Genomic DNA, 22,181 nt, shown 5'->3' on the forward strand with positions numbered 1-22,181 from the left:
GTCATAAAGTTGCAGGGATTGTGAAAAAACGTGAAATTCAGTTCCCCAGGTCGCCAAGCAACGCGCTGAGGGTGGCCTTGCCTTTTTGCTGGTTGGCTTCCACGTCCAGGTCGCCGGTGCCCTCCCATCTCAGGTCGGCCTCGGGCAGTTCATCGAGAAACCGGCTTGGAATGGTTTCCAGTTTCTCTCCGTACTGTCTTCGCTGGGCGGCAAAGCTAAGGGTCAGGGTTTCCCGGGCTCGGGTGATGCCCACGTACATCAGTCGCCGTTCTTCCTCGACATTGCCTTCCTCAATGCTGGAGCGGTGAGGCAGTATTTCCTCTTCCAGACCCATGATGAAGACGTGGGGGAATTCCAGGCCTTTTGAGGCGTGAAGGGTCAGCAGCTGGACCTTGTCGCTGTCGTCCTCTTCTTCGCGCTGTTCCATCATGTCCCGCAGGATAAGCCGGCTGATGGCGTCTTCAATGCCCATTTCGTCGGCCGTGCCCTTGCCGTCGTCCAGCATGCGCTGGATGGATTCCACCAGGTACCAGATGTTCTCCATCCGTCGTTCTGCCTGTTTCGGCGAGCCGGAATGCAGGTGTAGCCATTCCTCGTACTCGATGTCGGTGAACAGCTGCTTGATCACCGGAATCGGATCTTCGCGGTGCAGGCGCTCGCAGGTAGTGTCCACCCAGTGTGCAAAGCGCCGCAGGCGGTCCAGCCCCTTCTCGGTGACGTGAGTTTCGGCGCCCATATCACCCAGGGCACGAAACAGGCTGACGTTGCGAGAGCGGGCGTAATGGCTGAGCTGTTCCAGCGTGCGGGGGCCAATCTCCCGGCGAGGCACGTTCACGACCCGAAGGAACGCCGCGTCGTCATCCGGGTTCACCAGCAGACGCAGATAGGACATGGCGTCCTTGATTTCGTTCTTGGAGAAGAACGACTGGCCACCTGAGATGTGGTAGGGAATCTGGTAGGCCTGAAGTTTCATTTCCAGCAGCCGCGCCTGGTGATTGCCCCGATAGAGCACGGCGAAGTCCCGAAAGGCCAGGCCTTTCTTGAGTTTCTGGTCAAGGATTTCCGTGGCCACCCGTTCGGCTTCAGCGTCCTCATTGCGGCAGCGGACGATTCTTAGCTCGTCCCCAATCGTATGATCGCTCCACAGGGCTTTCTCGAACACGTGGGGGTTGTTGGCGATGACCGTGTTGGCGCAACGGAGGATGCGCACAGTGGAACGGTAGTTCTGTTCCAGTTTGACGATCTTGAGGCTAGGGAAGTCTTCCTTGAGCTGAACAAGGTTTTCAGGCCGGGCACCGCGCCAGGCATAGATCGACTGGTCATCATCACCAACGACGGTAAAGGCGGCCCGTTCCGCCACCAACAGCTTGACCAGCTCATATTGGCAAAGGTTGGTATCCTGATATTCATCCACCAGCATATAGCGGATTTTTCGCCGCCATTTCTGTAACACCTCCGGATTGTCGCGGAACAGCTGTACCGGCAGCAGGATCAGATCATCGAAATCCACCGCATTGTAGGCTTTCAGGTATTCATTGTAGTGGCGGTAGATGATGGCTATACGTTGCTCCCGCTCGTCGGCGGCCCGACTCCAGGCATCCTGGGGGCTGCGCATGGCATTCTTCCAGGACGAGATGGTCATCTGCACGTCAGACAGTTCGTCGCCGGCATCCGCGCTGGCCTCGCGCATCATCAGGTCTTGCAGCAGGGCCTTGGCGTCTTCCGCATCGAAGATGGAAAAGCCGGGGTGATAGCCCAGGTGCTCGTGCTCCTCGCGGATCATGTTCAGCCCGAGGTTGTGAAAGGTGGAGACAATCAAGCCGCGGGTCAGCTTGCGGTCCACCAGGCGTCCGACCCGCTCTTTCATTTCCCGGGCTGCCTTGTTGGTGAAGGTGACGGCGGCAATGTGTCGTCCAGGAATACCAAGATGTTCGATCAGGTAAGCCACTTTGCGAGTGATTACACTGGTCTTGCCGCTGCCGGCACCGGCAAGCACCAGCATGGGGCCCTCCGCGTAGCGGACGGCTTCACTCTGTCGGGGGTTGAGCTTGTTCACAATATTCGCGCCAATCCGGGAAATTCCGAGACAACCTGGGAAGCAGACATTCTACACCAGGCAGACTTGCTGTACCTTGACGATCTATCAGCTATTCTTGATGGGATGGAGATGTTCGATCACGAGGAACGGGACGCTTCTTGATGACCCTGGCAGTAAAACAACCCAACCCCAGCCATGTGCGGCTGCTGGTGCTGACACCGGAGTATTCGGATTTTCTCTGGCTGGGCGCGCTCCTGTCACGTGATCGTGAAATGGAACCGGACCTGACCTGGTGCCCGGATCTTATCGACTGCGATGATCTGATTCGCAATACCCACTTTGACGTTATCCTCTGGGACTGCGTGTTTCATGGCGGTTCCGAAGACGCGTTCCTGCAGTATCTGTCCGTGTCCAGCAACGAGAAACCGGTACTGGCACTGAGCGCCGAGCCGGCCTCCGAGCGTGCTGGTGATCTGCTTGCCAATGGCGCTTCCGACTATTTAAGCCGCCAGTCGTTGGAGGAGTGGGGATTGCGTCGCGCGGTACGCTGCCTCTGGTACCGACAACAGCTCTCGGAGTCCGCTCACGGCCAGTTGGGTCGGGAAGTGGCCAGTGGTTTTATCAACCGTGACCTGTTCTTTGATCGCCTGCAACAGGCGCTGCTGAGGGCTGAGCGTGCCGGCCAGCGGTTGGCACTGTTGCACATCAATCTGGATGATTTCCGCAGCTTCAATGAATCCTTCGGTTATCAGAAGAGTGACCAGATCATGCTGAAGCTGGCGGAACGGCTGCGACACAATCTGCGACGAGTGGATTCGCTGATGCGAATTGGTGGTGACGAGTTTGCGATCATTGTCGAAAAGGTGGAAGACTCCCTGGATCTTACCCAGATCATCCGCAAGCTCGTAACCACGCTGGGTGAACCATTCGGCATTGATGGTCAGAACGTCGTCGTCAGTGCCAGCCTCGGCGTGGCCACCTATCCGGAAGCAGGTGACAGCCCGGAGAACCTGCTGCGACGAGCCAACCGCGCCATGTTTGAGGCCAAGCGCGACCCCGGTACCAGTTATCGATTTTACGATCGTCAGTTGCACATAACGGCCGGATACCAGTTGCGCCTGGAGGCGGATCTCCGCAATGCGCTGCGGGGCAATGAACTGGAAGTGTATTACCAGCCGCGCATCGATCTCGCGTCCGAGGAAGTGCGGGGGGTGGAGTGCCTGCTCCGATGGAATCATCCGGAACGGGGGTTGGTGGGACCGGATGAATTCATCCCGGTGGCTGAGCGCAGCGGGTTGATCGTTCCTATCGGCTACTGGGTGATTGAGCAGGCCTGCAAGCGTCTGCAGGAGTGTTCGGATCTGGGGCATCCGGGGCTGGTCTTTGCGGTGAATCTTTCGTTCCGTCAGTTCCATGATCGCAAGATGACCGAGACCATTTTTCGCATTATATTCAATGCCAATGTCGACACCAGCCTGCTGGAGCTGGAGCTCACGGAAAGTGCCATGATGCACGACCCGGAATATGCCCAGCGATGTCTTCGGGAGCTCAATCAACTGGGTATCAGTTTCGCCCTGGATGATTTCGGAACCGGGTTCTCCTCACTCAGCAACCTTCAGCACCTGCCCATCTCCCTCGTAAAAATCGACAAGTCTTTCGTTCAGGAACTGGGGCAGTCTGCCGACGCGGAGCATATCATTCGTGCCATTATCAGCCTGGCTCACAGCCTGCAGATCAGCGTGGTGGCTGAAGGGGTGGAGACGGAAGGACAACTGGAGTTCCTGCGACAGCAACACTGTGATGAAATTCAGGGTTACTACTACGCCCGCCCCATGCCATGGGCAGATCTTGTGCAATTCCTGGACAACCGTAGCCGCACTGCTTGCCTGCAGCAATAAGCCGCTGTACCTTTGCGCTTTGACTCGTAAGCATCAGATGAGGTTGCATGAACAGTATCATCAGGCGCATTGCTGACGAACTGGGTGTTCGTGAACAGCAGGTGAATGCCACCGTTGAAATGCTGGACGGTGGCGCCACCGTTCCCTTTATTGCCCGTTACCGCAAGGAGGTCACCGGCTCGCTGGATGACAGCCAGTTACGGTCTCTGGAAGATCGTCTGCGGTATCTGCGGGAGCTGGAAGACCGCCGTTCCACGATCCTCAACAGTATTGAGGAGCAGGGCAAGCTGACCGATGAGCTACGTGCCAGCATCGATTCGGCGGATACCAAGAACCGCCTGGAAGACCTCTACCTGCCGTATAAGCCCAAGCGACGGACCAAGGCGCAGATAGCCCGTGAAGCCGGTCTGGAGCCCCTGGCCGACACCCTGTATGACGACCCCACGCTGGAGCCAGAGAGCACAGCGGAAGGCTACATCAATCAAGAGGCCGGTATTACCGATACCAAGGCTGCACTTGATGGTGCCCGCTACATTCTGATGGAGCGTTTTGCCGAGGACGCGGAACTTCTGGGTGAGCTGCGTGATTTTATCTGGCAGCAGGGGCAGCTCAAGGTCACCGTGGTGGACGGCAAGGAAAATGAAGGCGCCAAGTTCCGCGACTACTTCGACCATGTCGAGCCATTGAAAAAGGTGCCATCGCACCGTGCGCTTGCCATCCTGCGGGGTCGCAATGAAGGCATGCTCACCTATTCCATCGTTGTCGGCGATGCTGAAGACGACCGTCGCCAGCCCCATCCGGCGGAACAGCGCATTGCCGCGCGCTGGCACATCCGTGACAACGGCCGTGCGGCCGACCGCTGGTTGTCGGAAGTGGTACGTTGGACCTGGCGGGTAAAACTGTCCACTCAGATCGAAACCGACCTCATGGCCCAGGTGCGGGAAGCGGCAGAAACCGAGGCCATCAATGTGTTTGCCGCCAACCTCAAGGATCTGTTATTGCTGGCTCCGGCCGGTCCCCGAGCCACACTGGGGCTGGACCCCGGCCTGCGCACCGGTGTGAAGGTGGCTATCATTGACGGCACCGGCCAGGTGGTGGGCCACGGTGGTATTTTCCCGCACGCGCCCCGCAACCAGTGGGACCAGTCGATCGAACAATTGGCGAACTGGTGTCGGCAGTACCGTATTGAGCTGGTGGCCATTGGTAACGGTACCGCGTCCCGTGAAACCGAAAAGCTGGTCGCGGACCTGAGCAAGCGTTACCCGGAGCTGAAGCTGGCGCGGATTGTGGTCAGTGAATCGGGCGCTTCGATCTATTCCGCCTCTGAATTCGCCTCCCGCGAACTGCCGGACCTGGATGTGACCATTCGTGGAGCGGTCTCCATCGCCCGCCGGCTTCAGGATCCATTGGCGGAAATGGTGAAGATCGAACCCAAGTCCATCGGCGTGGGGCAGTATCAGCACGATGTGTCTCAAGTGCAGCTGGCCCGCAGCCTGGACGCCGTGGTAGAGGACTGTGTTAACGGTGTTGGCGTGGATCTCAACACCGCATCCATCCCCCTGCTGGCACGGGTGTCTGGCCTGAACCAGAGCATTGCCCAGAACATCGTCGATTTTCGTAATCAGAATGGTGTGTTCCGTGATCGCAGGCAGTTGCTTAAAGTGTCCCGCCTAGGTGATCGTACCTTTGAGCAGTCGGCCGGTTTCCTTCGCATTGCAGGGGGCGACAATCCGCTGGATCGCTCGTCGGTGCACCCGGAAGCTTATGGCGTGGTTGAAGCCATTGCCCGCCAGAATAACCGTAAGATTGAAGGTATTGTCGGAGACGCCGATTTCCTGCGTTCGTTGAACCCGCAGGACTACGTCACCGAACAGTTTGGTCTGCCGACCATAAAGGATATTATTACGGAATTGGAGAAGCCGGGGCGTGACCCCAGGCCGGAGTTCCGCTTTGCCAGCTTTGAGGAAGGGGTGGAAACCCTCAATGACCTGAAGCCGGGCATGGTGCTGGAAGGGTCGGTCACCAACGTGACCAACTTCGGCGCGTTCGTGGACATCGGCGTGCATCAGGATGGCCTTGTGCACATCTCTGCGTTGTCGAACACGTTCGTCAAGGATCCGAGGGAAGTGGTCAAGGCGGGGGATATCGTCAAGGTGAAAGTGATGGACGTGGATATCCCGAGAAAGCGGATTGCGCTTTCCATGCGTATGGATGACCAGCCTGGGGAGAAATCTGACAACCGCGCAGGGTCCGGCAGTAACCGACGGGATGGAGGTGGCAAGCCTTCCGCTAGAAATGATCGCCACAAGGGCGCAGACAGCGGGCAAAAGGGTGCCATGGCCGGAGCGCTGGCACAGGCTCTGGCGTCGGCCCGAAAAGACGGCCGTTAACCCGCGCCGCTACACACTACCGTAATGACCGCCGGTGTTCCCGGCGGTCATTCAAGCAGGAGTCATTCATGGGTGAATCCCGCCATCAGCTTTTTCAGCAGTTCACGGCCAACCAATGGGCCGGATTCCGAAAAGGCGTTGAGAAAGAGGGCCTGCGGGTCGATCGCAACGGCTTTATCGCACAGACTCCGCACCCCCGCTCGCTGGGTTCCGCACTGACCCATCCGCGTATCACCACGGATTACTCCGAGGCCTTGCTGGAACTGATTACACCGGTATTCGATACCACACGAGGGATGCTCGATTCGCTCCGGGATACCCATCGGTTCGTTCAGTGCAATCTTGGGGATGAGGTGTTCTGGGCAGCCAGTATGCCGTGTGAGCTGGACGGCGACGCGAGCATTCCCATTGCCGAGTATGGCACTGCCAATATCGGTCGCCTGAAGCATGTGTATCGCCAGGGGCTGGCCGTGCGGTACGGACGCATGATGCAAAGCATTGCCGGCGCCCACTATAACCTGTCGCTGCCGGACAGCTTCTGGAGGCTCTGGCAGGAGGCTCTTGGTAACCAGCAAAGCCTGCAGGACTTCAAGTCGGACCAGTATTTCTGGCTGATCCGCAATTTCCGCCGTCGCAGCTGGTTGCTGATGCTGCTGTTTGGAGCGTCACCAGCGCTTGATGCCAGTTTTGTGGCAGGCGTACGTCATGATCTGAGCCGGTTCGGCGATGATACCTGGTATGGCCGCGAGGCCACATCGCTGCGCATGGGCGATCTGGGCTATCACAACAACGCTCAGGCATCGCTCAACATCTGTTTCAATGAACTGAAGACCTACACCGATACCCTGTTCAGGGCGATTCACACGCCGTGGCCAGCCTACGAAGAAATGGGAACCCGGCGCAACGGCGAATTCATCCAGATCAACACCAGCGTGCTGCAGATTGAGAACGAGTACTACAGTGCCGTACGGCCAAAGCGCACCACCGAGCGAGGGGAAAAGCCGATACAGGCCCTGGAGTCACGGGGCGTGGAGTACATCGAAGTGCGCTGTCTGGACCTGGATCCGTTCTCCCCGGTTGGCGTCAACGAAAGCCAGATCGATTTTCTTGACCTGTTCCTGCTGGATTGCTTGCTGTCAGACGGCCCCCGCATTGACGATGACGAATGTGATCGCCTGGATGACAATTATCAGGATGTGGTGGCTCGGGGCCGGAATCCGGATCTGACGATCTGTCGCTCCGGTGAACAGGGCCGGGTTGGTGACGCTGCCATTGCCCTGATGGATCGTCTTGCCCCCCTTGCAGAGCAGCTGGACAGCTTGAACGGAGATTCCACCTATCGGCGAGCGCTGGATGACCAGCGTGCCAAGCTTGACGATCCGCGTGAGTTACCTTCAGCGAAGGTGCTTGAAGCCATGGAGTCCTCCGGCATGGGGCATCGTGAATGGGGGCTGGAAATGTCCAGGCAGCACCAGCAAACGCTACGAGAAGAAGGCTTGTCGCCGGATGTGATGGCGGCGTTCGAAAAGATGACCGCCGATTCGCTGTCCGAGCAGGATGAAATGGAGCAAGCCGAAAACCAGCCATTCGGAGAATTTCTGGAGCAATACCTGCAATCCTGAACCGGGAGTGCCCCTGCCGGTCGGGCGTCACACTCTCCCCGGACCTGTCGCACAGAAACGTAATAAACGTTTGTCACTGTCTGTTCGCGCTGTTAATTTCTGCAAACAGAATGGCAGCATCCGATGGTGGCTACAGGTAAAGGGAGAACCGGTATGGCCAGAGACTTCAAGTTGGGATGGGATGTTGAGTCCCTGAACAAAGCCTATCGCCAGGGTTATATGGCCGCCTCTATGGGCATGGAGCGCAGCCGCTGTCCCTATCGCGGAGAAGTTGTTGTTGCCGCCTGGGAAGCCGGATGGGAAGACGCTGAACAGGTTGCCAGCGAGGCGCGGCCGGCCGACGACCTGTTCTCCCGCATCGCCTGATACCTGCGCCTGCCGCTTGCTCACCCGGCCGTTGTATTACTTCTGAACAACGAACTCCGTAAACAGCACACCGGTAATGCTCTCACCGGTCTGTTGCTCTTCCAGTGCAGTATTTATTCTCTTCGTGGCCTCTTCGCGCAGCGACTGCTGTCCCTCAGTCGAGGACAACTGTTCTGCGTCAGTCTGCTCCCCGAACAGCATCACCAGCTCATGACGGAGCCGGGGCATGTGTGCCTCCACCGCTGGACGAGTGGTTTCCTTCGACGCCCTGATAGTAACCGCGGCCTTCAGGTAGGTCAGTTTGGTGCCTGGTTCCCCCACGTGGGTGACAAAGGGCGGATCCATTTCGATGTAGTCCGTGATTGCTGGTTCCTTTTCCTGCTCTTCCTGTGTCTCGTCGCCCCCTTCGTCCTCTTGGGCAAAGGCGGTTGGAGCCAGGGGGAAGGCAAAAAACAGGGCCAGCAGAACGTACTTTGGCTTAAGTGTCATAGGCTTGAAGTTCGTATTGGTTTAAGGTTAAGTAGCTGGGCGCACGCAGCCGCCACCTGATGCTGGGAGAATAGCAGGCTCGATGCGCGGTTGCAGCATCCGATGCTTTACCGCCCAAGGCGGGAGACAGGCTGACCTGAACGTTGACCCGAGGTACCCCTTTGAACTCCAGAGCCGTTTTCTTTCTGATATTCCTGCTATGCGCCGGGCTGCTTGGTGTGGCCTTCTACATGGAGCATGTTATGGGGTTGGAACCCTGTCCTCTGTGTTGGCTGCAGCGATTCGGTTTTATGGCCGCCGGCCTCGTCAGCCTCCTGGCAGCGCTCCACGGCCCCCATGGGGTCGGTGCAAGGGTCTACGGGGTGTTGTTGTCCGTCAGTGCAGGTGCTGGCCTGGCGATGGCGGGTCGACAACTGTGGCTTCAAAGCCTGCCGGCGGATCAGGTGCCGGCCTGCGGGCCATCAGTGGATTACATGCTGGATGTGTTGCCCTGGATGGAGGTGTTGACCACGGCGCTGAAAGGCACGGGTGATTGCGCCGAAGTGACCTGGCGTTTCCTGGGGCTGAGTATTCCTGGCTGGACGGCCATCTTTTTCTCGTTGCTGGTGATTGTCGGCCTGGTGATGCTGTTCCGGCCCCCAACGAAGCCGGAATGGATACAGGGATGAAACGGTTGCGACGGACCGCTGGCATGGGGTAACTTGAGTTTCGACACACTTGAGTTCCGACACAACAGGAATCAAACCAGAACCCGGTAACCGGAGATAGGCGTCATGTTGGATAATTGCCGTAATGCCAGGGAGCGTTGGGGTGGCGTCAGCGAGCTGATTGATCGCTGGCTGAAAGAAAGGCAGGAACTGCTGGTACACTATTGCGATCTGTCCGGTACGACGGACTATTCCCAGACGGATGCGCTGCGCACGAAGTTTATCAAGCTGTGTGAGGTGCTGGTGGATTACGTGTCGGCAGGGCACTTCGAGATATACGAGCAATTGATTCAGGAAGCTCGTGAATTCAACGACGGTGGACTGGAACTGGCGGCAAAACTGTACCCAAAAATCGAGCAGACCACGGAAACGGCACTGAATTTCAATGATCGCCTGAACGGTCAGTCGCTGACAGAGAGTGAAGTTCGCGACTTGTTCCAGCAGCTATCAGAACTTGGTGAAACCCTGGAAAGCCGGTTTGAAATGGAAGATTTCCTGATCGAGCATCTGCATAATGCCCACGCTGACAAGGTGATGTCGTCGGCTTGAGGTGAAGGCTGGAAATCTCCCCCCGATTCCAACAGGAAACAGGGGGAGTAGCCGTTGTCAAACGGCGTGTTTATTCCGGGTTGATTTCAAGAAGTTCCACGTCAAAGACCAGGGTCTCGTTGGGCCCGATCCTCTGGTTTCCTCCAGGCCCATAAGCCAGTTCCGCAGGAATGTAAAGTTTCGCCCTGCTGCCTTCAGGCATCAGTTGCAGTCCTTCTGTCCAGCCCGGTATGACCTGGTTCAGGCCGAAGGTGACCGGCTCGCCACGCTCGCGTGAGCTGTCGAATACTTCGCCTGAGATCAACTCGCCGGTGTAGTGCACCTGTACGCGGTCTTCGGCCGTTGGCTTTTCGCCATCGCCTTCTTCCAGGATTTCATATTGCAGACCGGACTCCGTGGTTTTGACGCCATCGCGTTTGGCGTTTTCTGCGAGGAACTGTTCCCCGGCTTCCTGATTTTTCTTCGCCAGTTCTTCCGTCTTGGCCGACTCCTGCTCCTGAAGCTGGGTCTGGTAGGCCATCAGGGCTTCCTGGATTTCCTCACGGCTCATTCGCGACTGTTCTTCATCGCCGGCGTGCCCGTGCTGAATGCCTTGCAGGAATTGCTCCATTTTAAGGTTCGGCAAGTCGTTGCTCATTCTCTGGCCCATGACCAGGCCCATGCCGTAGCTGACTTTTTCATCCGTGGATTCCAGCGCCGGATCTTCCGGAACCGCTTCCTGGGAAGAAGAGCAGCCTGCCATGACACCGGCCACGGTCAGTGCGATCAGGGTTTTTCTCATTACATCGTCCTTAGTTAAGCGTGCATTGAATGATCGGGAACGCACAGAAGGTAACGGGTTCTGTCGCCAGATGCCACTGAACATGTGTTAAGGAAGGGCGTAATCTCAACTACCGTTATTGGCAGTGTTGGGACCAAGCGAAAAAGGTGCGCGGTAGGGCGATTGCCAATCGGTTTCCGAGTCGGACACGGGCGGGCGTACGCTCTTGCTTTCAGACCGCTCTATCGCCAACGCGTTCCAGGGGCCTTGCGCAGGCGGCTTGTCAGCGTAATGCCAACTGCCATCGCTATCCTTCCATTTGAAGACGATGTCGGGCCCCTCCGTCGGAACCGGTGAGGGAACCAGGCCCTCAAACGCGGGAATTTCCGCGTTGGTTTCGGCCTTTGCGGGTTGGCTGGTGGTTTCGGCAGGGTCATTCAGTCCGAAAAACATCAGTGCCACCAGGACGCCGAGAGCGGGAAACGCCAGCCGGATTAGCCATTTCATCAACATGGCTTGTTATCTCCTTCAACGAGTGTCGACAGTTCTCTGGTCAAAATGTCCAGCAAGCTGCCGGTCTCGTTATCCATTGTCTTCTCTGGTGCTGCGGCGAGCAAGTTGCTAAGGGCCAGATTGGCCGTTGTTACCTCACCGCTGCCTGTATGTTTGTTTGAAATCAGGGCCTGATAGGCCAGGGCCAGTTCCACCCGCTCCGCTTCAAGTTCGCTACGGGCAATGCACTCTCTTACCATAGCAGTGCGGGGATTATTTTTCGTAATGGTTTTCTTCACTGATCGGAGCGGCTCCGTGACGTCGCGCCGCCATGCGGTTACCTGCGCGCTTTCGGTGCCAGGCAACACCTTGCCTGACGTGGCCAGCCACGCCGCGCAGAGAAGCCGGGTAACACTCCAGCCACGATCCTGCAGGCGAAGGCACGCCTCCCGTGCCGCGGAGGATTCCCAGAAACGACAGGCAAACCGCCACAATGGGTTTTCCGGGTCTGCATCCTCAGGTATCTTGCTACCGCTACACGCCATAGGGGCCAGGCCGGTTCCTTCTCAAACGTTCCTTGATACCATTACGTTATGCTTACGATAACCGATCTTAGTTTACAACGAGGTGGCGTCTGGTTGCTAGAAGCCGTCAACCTGACTATCCAACCCGGCCAACGGGTCGCGATAGTGGGCGCCAATGGTGCTGGCAAGTCCAGTTTGTTCCAATTATTGCTGGGTCAGCTGGCGCCGGAGCAGGGCAGTGCTTCTCTGCCCGGTGGGTGCCGAATCGCCCACATGGCTCAGGAAGTGGCCGCCTCGTCCCGCACAGCCCGGGATTTTGTGCTGGATGGCGACTACGACCTGCGACGCATGGAGTCAGAGCTAGCTGACGCAGAAGAGCGGCGTGACGATCACCGCATTGCCCGCATTCATGGCGAGCTCGACATCCACGAAGCCTGGTCTGCGCCGCGCCGCGCGGAAGCGTTGCTGAGAGGTTTGGGGTTTTCGGATGCCGACGCCGATCGGCCGGTGTCTTCGTTTTCCGGTGGCTGGCGGATACGCCTCAATCTGGCCCAGGCGTTGATGCGCCCGTCTGACCTGCTGTTGTTGGATGAGCCTACCAACCACCTGGATCTGGACGCCTGCCTTTGGCTTGAGAACTGGCTGCGACGATACGAGGGCACCCTGTTGTTTATTTCCCACGACCGGGACTTCATGGATCGTGTGGCAACTCACCTGGTGCATTTCGACCAGCGGCGGCTGGACCTGTATACGGGTAATTACTCATCATTTGAGACCCAGCGCAGTGAGCGCATTGCCCAGCAGCAGGCCGGGTATGAGCGCCAGCAGGCGAGAATCGCCGAGATTCAGCGTTTCATCGATCGTTTTAAAGCAAAAGCCACTAAAGCCCGTCAGGCCCAGAGCCGGGTTAAAGCGCTGGAGCGTATGGAGAAAATTGCTCCGGCCCACGTCGACTCTCCGTTCAGTTTCGAGTTTCCGGTGGCTGACAAGGTGTCCAATCCGCTGATGTCGATTCGTAACGGCGCGGCCGGTTATGGAGACGCCGTTGTGCTCGAAGGTATTAACCTGTCTCTGCTTCCGGGCAGTCGCATCGGTCTTTTGGGTCCTAACGGCGCGGGTAAGTCCACATTGATGGATGCCCTGCGGGGGCAAAGCACCTTGCTACGAGGTGAGCGGACCACGGGAGAACACGTGGCGATCGGTTATTTTGCCCAGCATCAGTTGGAGTCGCTGGACCTGGATGCAAGCCCGTTCCTGCACCTGCAGCGGCTGGCTCCGAAAGCCTCTGAGCAAAGTGTCCGTAATTTTTTGGGAGGCTTTGATTTCCACGGCGACGAGGCCCTGAGTGCTATCCGCTCATTCTCCGGTGGCGAAAAGGCCCGCGTGGCGTTGGCGGTGATTGCCTGGCAAAAACCCAACCTGTTGCTGTTGGACGAACCCACCAACCATCTGGACCTGGAAATGCGTCAGGCGCTGACCATGGCGCTACAAAACTTTGAGGGGGCGATTGTGGTGGTCTCCCACGACCGTCACCTGCTGCGCAACACGGTCGATGACTTTTGGTTGGTTAACGAGGGGCGGGTCACGGAATACGAAGGCGACCTGGAAGACTACGAGCGCTGGTTGGCGGACCGTCGTAAGGACGAAACAGAAGCGCCACGCAGAGAAAGTGGCGGAGCCCAGACAACTGGTGATGAGGCACTGGCTGCGGATGGCGGTGCTGGCGAGAACGCCGACGATCGCAAGGCGCGAAAACGGGCGGAAGCAGCCATTCGCCAGAAACTCAGCCCCTATCGCAAGCAACAGGGTGCGCTGGAGAAAGAGATGGACCAGCTCCAGTCTACGCTGGTGACGCTGGAACAGAACCTTTCAGAGCCGGAGCTCTATGCCGATCAGGGCAAGCAGAAGCTAAAGGATCTGTTGGGGCAACAAGCCACAGCAAAGAGTCGTCTGGCAGAGGTAGAAGCCGAATGGCTCGAAATCAGCGAAACGGTCGAGAGCCTCGAGGCAGAGCTAACGCCCTAGAACTTCACCTCCAGGGTGAAACTCTGTTTGGCCAGGTAATCCCGTTCGTTTTCAAGATCGGCCAGGGTCAGCGGGCGTTCATCCAGCCATCCTGCAGTGAATTCCAGGGCCAGACCGTTGTTGGACGGATGCAGGCGGAATTCGGGTGGCTGCTCATGATTCCGTGGATGCTGTAATAGCACTGCCAGTCGAACCAGTACGCAGAGGTAGCGCAGGCGGGGAACGTCTTCGGGGTTCAGCCCGTCGAAAATGGCGGAAGAGAACTTGCGCCGGTGTCCGCGAACCAGCGTTGCCAGGTCGCGCTGGAACTGCTGGCTGAAGCCGGGAAGGTCAGAATACCGCAACAGGTAGGCGCCATGTTTGTGGTACTGACTGTGTGAAATGGTCAGGCCGATTTCATGCAGCCGGCAGGCCCAGCGCAGGACCTCTTCATCAATTGCCGTGTTGAGCGCCCAGGCGTCGGCCACCTGCTTCCAGGCCGCGATGGCGGTATGCTCCACGGCGCTGCCGTGATCCTGATCTACGTGGTAGCGTTCCTGGAGGGCCTGTATCGTTCGTACCCTCACATCTTCGTGCTGAATCCGGCCGGCAATGTCGTACAGCAGGCCTTCCCTCAGCGCGCCGTCGGCGAACGTCATTTCCGTTATCCGCAGCGATTGGAATGCGCCCATCAAAATCGCAAACCCCGCCGGGAAGATACTTTGTCGGTCGGCGCGGACGCCCAGGTCGCCGAGTTTCTCAACCTTGCCCATGTCGACCAGTCGGGTCCTGAGTTCCATCATTGCGTCGAGGGTGATTGTGCCGTCAGTGATCCTGAGGCTGGTCAACACACTGGCAATTGCCTTGATCGAGCCGGATGACCCCACCGCACTTTGCCAGCCCTTGCTACGGAAGTGCTGACGGATGTTGAGCAGTTCCTGTTCGGCGTGGGTAACGGCCTTGTCCATTTGCTTGCGGGTGATCTTGCCGTCCGGAAAGTATCGGTTGCGAAACGACACGCAGCCCATGTGCAGACTTTCCAGTTCCTGGGGTTCGAAGCGCTCTCCGATGATAAACTCGGTACTGCCGCCCCCGATATCAATCACCAGGCGCCGGCCACTGTCATCCGACAGGGTGTGTGACACGCCCAGGTATATCAGACGGGCCTCCTCCCGGCCGGCGATGATCTCCACAGGGTATCCCAGCACCTCTTCCGCCCTGGTCATGAATTCATGAGCGTTGCGCGCCACCCGCAATGCGTTCGTGCCCACCACCTGGACCGCCTCCGGCGGCATGCCCTGCAGCCTCTGGGCAAAACGGCTAAGGCAGGCCAGGGCGCGCTCCTGGGCGTCTTCAGTGAGGCGGTTATGACTGTCCAGCCCGGCACCGAGCTGCACCTTTTCCCCCATCTTCTCCAAGGTGCGGATCTCCCCGTGAACCAGGCGGGCGACCACCATGTGGAAGCTGTTGGAGCCCATGTCGATTGCAGCGAGCAGTTCTGGCGGGGTGGCGGAAGAGTTGGCCGTCACGTGTATTGAATTCCTTCTGCCAGGCCCTAAATAGAGGGAAGGGAGCTTGAAAGAATGCATGCCGGAAACACGGCAGCGTTCATGTAACCATTGTTGTCAGGGCAAGGCGGACGTTAACCACTATGCCTGGGGATTACTATAAGCGATATGCGGTGTAACGCAATGGGGCGTCAATGCTCAGGGTGAGGGTAATCCGAAGTGCCGGGGTGGAACGAAGCGCTTCACATCCGCCTGACCAATCGCGTAAAGTAAGGCTTACAATAATTTAGGAAATCGGTTGCCCCAAGCCTTTTGCGGCAACTGTCAGAACAGCCAACAGCATCATTCAGGCGGCCAAAGCCGCTGGTGGGTGCACGAATCGGGAAACTGAAATGAGCGGAAATATTGTAAACGTTACAGATGCCTCTTTTGAGCAGGATGTGCTGCAGTCAGACGTGCCGGTACTGGTCGACTACTGGGCAGAATGGTGCGGCCCATGCAAGATGATCGCGCCGGTTTTGGAAGAAATGGCTGAAGAGTACGAAGGCAAGCTGAAAGTCTGCAAATTGAACATCGACGAAAACGAGCAGACCCCGCCCAAATTCAACATTCGCGGCATCCCCACCCTGATGCTGTTCAAGAACGGCAACGTGGACGCCACCAAAGTGGGCGCACTGTCCAAATCACAACTGGCCGCGTTCCTCGACAGCAACCTCTGATTGCTGTCGCCGGCCAAAAACCGCCCCTGAGCCGAGGTTCACGGGCGGTTTTTTATTGCCAGGCAAGCAACCAATCAGGCGAGCAATACCGAACACCCCTTCCGAAAATGTGCGGAGCCATGGATGGCGGAGCCCAAGCGTACAAGGATGTATTCAAAGCGTTTTTCGGAAGGGGTGTTCGGTATTGCTCGCCGTCTGGCCACAAAGTCTCGGAGTTAATCCCAGCTCTGAGTCCGGTCCAGATCAGCAGCCTTTTGCTCAACCCAGTGCTCCGTGTCGCCCGTAATCTCCTTCTTCCAGAACGGCGCCGACGTCTTCAACGCATCCATGATGAACTCACAGGCCGCAAACGCATCTCCGCGATGGGCACTGCACACCCCCACAAACACAATCTGATCAGCCAAGGCCAGCGACCCCACCCGGTGAATAATCCGCGCGTCCCGCACATCCCAGCGCCGTGAGGCTTCAAGAACCAGCCCCTCAATGACCTGCTCCGTCATCCCCGGATAGTGCTCCAGAAAAAGCCCCGTTACACCGTTCAGGTCACCACTGTCCCGAACCAGGCCGGTAAACGTCGCGATGGCCCCGGTGCCGGAACCACTGTTCCGAAGGGCGCGGTACTCTTCGGCAGGATCAAAATCCTGTTGCTGGACGCGGATCACATCAACCTCCCGTCACTGGTGGGAAAAAGGCCACTTCATCGCCCGGCTGTAGCGCTCTGTCAGGCTTGGTCATTACCTGATTGACCGCAATCATCACCGGTTGCTCGCCGTCCAGCTGGGCCCAATTGCCCCCTTTGGTGGCGAGGCTGTGTAACAGTTGCCCGGCTGTCAGTCCGGGTTGGGCCTCAACCGTCAGCGTGGTTGTATCCAGTTCCTCCCTCAGGCGGGCAAAGAACTTTACCGTAATAGAATTGTCCGTAGCCATGGTCATTCCAGAAGCTCCGTAAACGAGTAATAAATAACAGGGTCGCCAAGGTTAATGGTCGTGTTCTCAGGCACCACAGCCAAACCCTCAGCCCAGCAGGCAGAGCTCAGGACGCCGGAGCTCTGGTTGGGATAGGCCGTGATCGTGAGGCCGTCATCGCCAACGCTCTTACGGGCACGGACATACTGTCGACGAATCGAGGGTTTCTCTGTGGAAAATCCGGCCGGGACCCATTCACCACCGCCAGCGCCCCCCGTCCGGCCCTGGCAGGCGCGAATAAACGGCATACCCATCACCATAAAGCTGACCAGCACGGCCACCGGATTGCCGGGCAGGCCCAGCACCGGCGTATCGCCAATCGTACCGAAAGCCATTGGTTTGCCAGGTTTACTGGCAAGTCGCCACAGGGACAGGTCGCCTGATTCTTCCAGCACCGCCCGAACATGGTCTTCCTCGCCCACCGACACGCCGCCGCTGGTAATGATCAGGTCGGCGTCGGCTGCAGCCCGCTCAAGAGTGCTGCGGGTCGCTTCCCGGGTGTCTTTCAGGGTCTCACAAAGCACCACCTCGCAACCCGCTTTCGCCAGCAATCCGAGCAGAGTGTAGCGATTGCTATTATAGATCTGTCCGGGGCCCAGTGGTTGTCCGGGGTCCACCAACTCGTCGCCGGTTGTGAGAATGGCGACTTTCAGTTTTGCATACACGGCAACGTCTGCCGCACCAATGGAGCCCAGCAGGCCCATTTCCTGGGGGCGGACCCTGGTGCCCGCCGCCAGCGCCAGCTCGCCCTGAGCCAGATCCTGACCACGGCGACGAATATTCTGGCCTTCGCTGACGGGCCCGTTGACGGTGATGCCGTCGCCGTCAAAGCTGACCCTTTCCTGCATGATGACCGCGTCCGCGCCGGAGGGAATTTCCGAACCGGTGAAAAGTCGCACCGCCGTTCCAGGCTTAAGGGTAAGGCGTGCTTCTCCGGCAGCAGTGCGGCCGGACACTGGCAGTGGTCCCCCGCCAGCAAGATCCCCGGCACGCACGGCGTAACCGTCGACGGCACTGTTATCCGCTGGTGGTACGTCCGCCGGAACTGTGTAGTCACGGGCCAGAACCCGGTCCAGACTGTTTGTCAGTGCCACGGTTTGCGAGCGCGTGATCGGGCGCGCCCGCGCAACCAGATGGTCAATGGCTTCTTCAACGGGAGTCAGGTCGGAGCTTGCCATGGATTATCGCTCCGAGTTCTCGCCAATAACCTGGTTGATCCGGCTGAGAGGCTTGTCCGGCTTGCCGAGGGCCAGGTCCGAGAAGTTGCAGGGGCCATGACGGCTGTCCAACTGGCTGACCAGAATGCCGTTCCAGCCTGTGCGGCAGGCACTTGTAGAGCCGGGCAGACAGAAAATCACCGTGTGATTGGCCAAGCCTCCAAAGGCGCGGGACTGAATAGTGGAAGAGCCAATCTCACTGGCGGAAAGCCGGCGGAACTCCTCGCCGAAGCCGTCGATGGCCTTGTCCAACAGCGGGGCGACGGCTTCCGGCGTGCTGTCGCGCTCATGAAAGCCGGTGCCGCCGGTGATGATCACCGCATTGATCTCCGGGTCGGCAATCCAGCCGGACATCAGCGCCCGTATGAGATAGACATCATCCGGCAGGATGCGTCGGGCAATCAGTCGGTGGCCCGCTTCAATGATGCTGTTCTCCAGGAACTCGCCCGATGAGTCTTCTGCTACGCCACGGCTGTCGGACACCGTTAGCAGGGCTATACTCAGGGGTTTCAGTTCGACGGTGGCGTCGATACTCATGGATGTTCTCCAAAGTTTTTATAGGTCTGTCTAACAGTATCTCTATTGGGAATGATGAATGGAAGGGGAGGCATCCATCATAGGGAGGCGGGGGTATTCGCGGATGCTGCGAATACCCCCGCAAGGATAATTCGGTTCAAAAATGCGCGACATTACTTGACATTGGTACGCAAGGTGGCTGATGATCGCTGTTGCCCGGCGAACGGTTGTTCTTCCTGTCTCTGGCTTCAGTACCTTTCCGGACTCCATCTACACCGGTTGCTCCATCTGGCCAGCACCAAGTTCAACGTATATCCGATCAATCCGTTTAGGGGCGTCCCTTTCATTCCAATATTCGTTTACTTCCATTCCTGACTATCTAACAACCTATGAACCTTACTGAACTCAAGCAGAACTCCATGCCCGAATTGCTCGATATTGCGCAAGAGATGGGCCTCGATAACCTGGCTCGCTCGCGCAAGCAGGATGTTATCTTCACGATTCTGAAGAGGCATGCGAAAAGCGGCGAAGACATATACGGTGACGGCGTACTGGAAATTCTGCAGGACGGTTTCGGCTTCCTCCGGTCCGCCGATGCCTCATACCTTGCCGGTCCTGACGACATCTACGTGTCGCCAAGCCAGATTCGCCGCTTCAACCTGCGGACTGGTGACACCGTTGCCGGCAAGATCCGCCCGCCCAAAGACGGCGAGCGTTACTTTGCCCTGTTGAAAGTTAACGAGATTAACTTCGACAAACCGGATAACGCGCGAAACAAGATCCTGTTCGAAAACCTCACGCCGCTGTTCCCCGACGAGCGCCTGATGCTCGAAGCCGGTAACGGCAGCACTGAGGACCTGTCTTCCCGGGTGCTGGACCTGGTAGCGCCCATCGGCAAGGGTCAGCGTGGCCTGATTGTGTCTCCACCCAAAGCCGGTAAGACGCTGCTTATGCAGAGCATCGCCCAGTCCATTACCCGTAACAATCCAGAGTGCCATGTGATGGTGCTGCTGATTGACGAGCGTCCGGAAGAAGTGACCGAGATGCAGCGCACGGTGCGTGGTGAAGTGATTGCCTCCACCTTCGATGAGCCCCCGGCCCGTCACGTGCAGGTGGCCGAGATGGTCATCGAGAAGGCAAAGCGCCTGGTCGAGCACAAGAAAGACGTGGTCATCCTGCTGGACTCGATCACCCGTCTGGCGCGTGCCTACAACACGGTGATTCCGTCTTCCGGTAAGGTGTTAACCGGTGGTGTGGACGCCCACGCCCTTGAGAAGCCGAAGCGTTTCTTCGGTGCGGCGCGTAACGTGGAAGAGGGCGGTAGCCTGACCATTCTTGCCACCGCGCTGGTCAATACTGGCTCCAAGATGGATGAAGTCATCTATGAGGAGTTCAAGGGAACCGGCAACATGGAGATCCATCTGGATCGCAAGATTGCCGAAAAACGTACCTATCCGGCCATCAATATTCGCAGCTCCGGCACCCGCCGCGAGGATTTGCTGATGAGCGAGGCGGACATCCAGCGCATCTGGATTCTGCGTAAACTGCTGCACTCCATGGACGACGATACCGGTGCCATCGAGTTCCTGCTGGACAAGCTGCGAGAAACCAAGACCAACGACGAATTCTTCCAGTCGATGAAGCGTCGCTGAGTTTTGGTTTCGGTACGGGCCTCTTTGCGCACTGAGCTTAGGGGCTGGTAACGCCGGGGATCGTCTCCCCGGACACGCCGTGAACCCATCCATGGGGGCTCGGCATTGCCATCCTTGGCAATGCACGGTCCGGGGAGACGATCCCCGGCGTCACCGACCAGACTACTCGCGCGCACGTCCCCCATCCTGTTCCCGCACCCAAGCTGAAACCTGGGCCAGAGTCGAACCAAAGAACCAGAATTCGCGTACAATGCCGGAATCAACCGGAGCAGCCGATGAAATACAACGACCTGAGAGACTTCATAGGCCAGCTTGAAAAGCTGGGAGAGCTGAAGCGTATTTCAGTGGAAGTCGACCCCCACCTGGAAATGACCGAAATCTGCGACCGCACCCTGCGGGCAGGTGGCCCCGCGTTGTTGTTTGAGAACCCCAAAGGCTACGACATGCCCGTGTTGGCCAACCTGTTTGGTACGCCGAAACGCGTCGCCATGGGCATGGGGCAGGACAGTGTTACCGCGCTGCGGGACATCGGTAAACTGCTCGCCTTCCTGAAAGAACCTGATCCTCCCAAGGGCTTCAAAGACGCCATCGAGAAACTGCCGCTGTTCCGGCAGGTGATGCGCATGAGCCCCAAGGTGCTGCGCTCCGCACCCTGCCAGGACGTGGTGATCGAAAAGGACCGGGTGGATCTGTACCAGATACCGGTTCAGCAGTGCTGGCCAGGAGATGCCGGCCCGCTGGTGACCTGGCCTCTGGTGATAACCCGTGGGCCCCATAAGGAGCGCCAGAACCTGGGCATTTACCGGCAACAGGTGATTGGCCGTAATCGGCTGATCATGCGCTGGCTGAGCCATCGCGGAGGTGCTCTGGATTTCCAGGAGTTTCAGAAGGCCAATCCCGGTAAGCCCTATCCTGTGGCGGTAGCGCTGGGCGCAGACCCGGCGACTATTCTGGGCGCAGTGACGCCGGTGCCGGATTCGTTATCGGAATACGCCTTTGCTGGCCTGCTCCGCGGCGGAAGAACCGAATTGGTAGAGTGCGGGCTCAGTGATTTGCAGGTGCCGGCCAGTGCCGAGATTGTGCTGGAAGGGTTCATCTATCCGGACGACGTAGCGCCGGAAGGTCCGTTTGGGGACCATACCGGTTATTACAATGAAGTGGACGAATTCCCGGTGTTCACCGTGGAGCGGGTAACCCACCGCAAGGACCCCATTTACCACAGTACCTACACTGGCCGCCCGCCCGATGAGCCAGCCATTCTGGGCGTGGCGTTGAACGAAGTCTTCATTCCCATCCTGCAGAAGCAGTTCCCCGAGATAGTGGATTTTTACCTGCCTCCTGAGGGGTGCTCCTACCGTCTTGCAGTGGTGACCATGAAGAAACAGTACCCCGGCCATGCCAAACGGGTGATGATGGGAGTATGGTCATTCCTGCGGCAGTTCATGTACACCAAGTTCGTGATAGTCACCGATGATGACGTGAACGCCCGGGACTGGAAAGACGTGATCTGGGCCATGACGACCCGTATGGACCCCTCCAGGGACACCACGCTGGTTGAAAGCACTCCCATCGACTATCTGGATTTCGCTTCGCCGGTGTCCGGGCTGGGCTCGAAAATGGGGATGGACGCCACCAGCAAGTGGCCGGGCGAAACCGATCGGGAGTGGGGCACGCCGATCACCATGTCTGACGACGTCAAAAAGCGTGTGGACGACATCTGGGACAGCCTGGGGATTGAAGTTTCATCCGATCGCCCCGATTGAT

General features: G+C 58.1%; 20 protein-coding genes. 10 read left to right on the top strand and 10 right to left on the bottom strand.

All coding sequences use genetic code 11. The features are described from left to right. Positions 1-37: 37 nt before the first annotated feature. Positions 38-2,056: a DNA helicase Rep gene (gene rep / locus AC13D2_RS18960; protein WP_292049203.1), complete on the bottom strand. Its 2,019-nt coding sequence runs from the start codon at positions 2,054-2,056 to the stop codon at positions 38-40. Positions 2,057-2,199: 143 nt separating this feature from the next. Between rep and AC13D2_RS18965 the strand changes: the two genes are divergently transcribed. From AC13D2_RS18965 to rmf, 4 genes are all read left to right on the top strand, one after another. Continuing rightward, the gene (locus AC13D2_RS18965; RefSeq protein ID WP_292049205.1) at positions 2,200-3,936 is read left to right on the top strand and encodes a GGDEF/EAL domain-containing response regulator; all 1,737 of its coding nucleotides are present in this window, start codon (positions 2,200-2,202) and stop codon (positions 3,934-3,936) included. 47 nt (positions 3,937-3,983) lie between these two features. Continuing rightward, complete coding sequence (locus AC13D2_RS18970) at positions 3,984-6,326, top strand: Tex family protein (RefSeq protein WP_482939036.1); 2,343 nt, start codon at positions 3,984-3,986, stop codon at positions 6,324-6,326. 68 nt (positions 6,327-6,394) lie between these two features. Beyond that, the gene (gshA, locus tag AC13D2_RS18975) at positions 6,395-7,948 is read left to right on the top strand and encodes a glutamate--cysteine ligase (protein ID WP_300499191.1); all 1,554 of its coding nucleotides are present in this window, start codon (positions 6,395-6,397) and stop codon (positions 7,946-7,948) included. Positions 7,949-8,101: 153 nt separating this feature from the next. Further along, positions 8,102-8,314, top strand: coding sequence for a ribosome modulation factor (rmf, locus tag AC13D2_RS18980; protein ID WP_273064512.1), 213 nt, complete (start codon positions 8,102-8,104; stop codon positions 8,312-8,314). Positions 8,315-8,350: 36 nt separating this feature from the next. Here rmf and AC13D2_RS18985 read toward each other — a convergent pair whose 3' ends face one another. Continuing rightward, positions 8,351-8,803, bottom strand: a complete 453-nt coding sequence (locus tag AC13D2_RS18985; RefSeq protein ID WP_292049208.1) for a flagellar basal body-associated FliL family protein — start codon at positions 8,801-8,803, stop codon at positions 8,351-8,353. Positions 8,804-8,964: 161 nt separating this feature from the next. Here AC13D2_RS18985 and AC13D2_RS18990 point away from each other — a divergent pair, with 161 nt between their 5' ends. Both AC13D2_RS18990 and rsd read left to right on the top strand, forming a co-directional pair. Then, on the top strand, positions 8,965-9,471 hold the full coding sequence (locus AC13D2_RS18990; protein WP_273064516.1) for a disulfide bond formation protein B: 507 nt from the start codon (positions 8,965-8,967) through the stop codon (positions 9,469-9,471). A 105-nt stretch (positions 9,472-9,576) separates the two neighbouring features. Then, complete coding sequence (gene rsd, locus AC13D2_RS18995; protein WP_300499200.1) at positions 9,577-10,059, top strand: sigma D regulator; 483 nt, start codon at positions 9,577-9,579, stop codon at positions 10,057-10,059. A gap of 70 nt (positions 10,060-10,129) precedes the next feature. Here the strand turns inward: rsd and bamJ are convergent, their stop codons facing one another. The 3 genes from bamJ to AC13D2_RS19010 all read right to left on the bottom strand — a co-directional run bounded on the left by bamJ (position 10,130) and on the right by AC13D2_RS19010 (position 11,856). Then, positions 10,130-10,840 carry a BamJ family beta-barrel-assembly machinery protein gene (bamJ, locus tag AC13D2_RS19000; protein WP_300499203.1) on the bottom strand — a complete coding sequence of 237 codons (711 nt, stop codon included), beginning with the start codon at positions 10,838-10,840 and terminating at the stop codon, positions 10,130-10,132. Positions 10,841-10,945: 105 nt separating this feature from the next. Then, the gene (locus tag AC13D2_RS19005; protein WP_300499206.1) at positions 10,946-11,332 is read right to left on the bottom strand and encodes a DUF4124 domain-containing protein; all 387 of its coding nucleotides are present in this window, start codon (positions 11,330-11,332) and stop codon (positions 10,946-10,948) included. Further along, positions 11,326-11,856 carry a TIGR02444 family protein gene (locus tag AC13D2_RS19010; protein WP_300499209.1) on the bottom strand — a complete coding sequence of 177 codons (531 nt, stop codon included), beginning with the start codon at positions 11,854-11,856 and terminating at the stop codon, positions 11,326-11,328. Before AC13D2_RS19010 ends, AC13D2_RS19005 begins: the two co-directional genes overlap by 7 nt. Positions 11,857-11,904: 48 nt before the next feature. Here AC13D2_RS19010 and AC13D2_RS19015 point away from each other — a divergent pair, with 48 nt between their 5' ends. Next, complete coding sequence (locus AC13D2_RS19015) at positions 11,905-13,860, top strand: ATP-binding cassette domain-containing protein (RefSeq protein WP_482939037.1); 1,956 nt, start codon at positions 11,905-11,907, stop codon at positions 13,858-13,860. Here AC13D2_RS19015 and ppx read toward each other — a convergent pair. After that, on the bottom strand, positions 13,857-15,368 hold the full coding sequence (gene ppx / locus AC13D2_RS19020; RefSeq protein ID WP_482939038.1) for an exopolyphosphatase: 1,512 nt from the start codon (positions 15,366-15,368) through the stop codon (positions 13,857-13,859). The genes AC13D2_RS19015 and ppx overlap by 4 nt on opposite strands. Positions 15,369-15,739: 371 nt before the next feature. Here ppx and trxA point away from each other — a divergent pair, with 371 nt between their 5' ends. Beyond that, positions 15,740-16,066 (top strand): thioredoxin TrxA, encoded by a 327-nt coding sequence (gene trxA / locus AC13D2_RS19025; protein ID WP_007153552.1) that lies wholly within the window; start codon positions 15,740-15,742, stop codon positions 16,064-16,066. A 215-nt stretch (positions 16,067-16,281) separates the two neighbouring features. Here trxA and AC13D2_RS19030 read toward each other — a convergent pair whose 3' ends face one another. Genes AC13D2_RS19030 through moaB form a run of 4 tightly spaced genes read right to left on the bottom strand, consistent with a single transcriptional unit; the run spans position 16,282 to position 18,786 of the window. Beyond that, positions 16,282-16,728, bottom strand: coding sequence for a molybdenum cofactor biosynthesis protein MoaE (locus AC13D2_RS19030; protein ID WP_292049212.1), 447 nt, complete (start codon positions 16,726-16,728; stop codon positions 16,282-16,284). A gap of 1 nt (position 16,729) precedes the next feature. Beyond that, positions 16,730-16,999, bottom strand: coding sequence for a molybdopterin converting factor subunit 1 (gene moaD, locus AC13D2_RS19035; RefSeq protein ID WP_292049213.1), 270 nt, complete (start codon positions 16,997-16,999; stop codon positions 16,730-16,732). Beyond that, positions 16,996-18,210 carry a molybdopterin molybdotransferase MoeA gene (locus AC13D2_RS19040; protein WP_482939039.1) on the bottom strand — a complete coding sequence of 405 codons (1,215 nt, stop codon included), beginning with the start codon at positions 18,208-18,210 and terminating at the stop codon, positions 16,996-16,998. The genes moaD and AC13D2_RS19040 overlap by 4 nt, the downstream gene beginning before the upstream one ends. 3 nt (positions 18,211-18,213) lie before the next feature. Further along, positions 18,214-18,786, bottom strand: coding sequence for a molybdenum cofactor biosynthesis protein B (gene moaB, locus AC13D2_RS19045; RefSeq protein WP_292049215.1), 573 nt, complete (start codon positions 18,784-18,786; stop codon positions 18,214-18,216). A gap of 368 nt (positions 18,787-19,154) precedes the next feature. On the opposite strand from moaB, the gene rho reads away from it, so the two are divergent. Both rho and ubiD read left to right on the top strand, forming a co-directional pair. After that, positions 19,155-20,417: a transcription termination factor Rho gene (gene rho / locus AC13D2_RS19050; protein WP_292049217.1), complete on the top strand. Its 1,263-nt coding sequence runs from the start codon at positions 19,155-19,157 to the stop codon at positions 20,415-20,417. A 275-nt stretch (positions 20,418-20,692) separates the two neighbouring features. Further along, entirely contained in the window at positions 20,693-22,180 is a 1,488-nt protein-coding gene (ubiD, locus tag AC13D2_RS19055; RefSeq protein ID WP_300498532.1) for a 4-hydroxy-3-polyprenylbenzoate decarboxylase, read from the top strand. Position 22,181: the final 1 nt, after the last annotated feature.

This window comes from Marinobacter sp. B-12 (genome assembly GCF_056857915.1).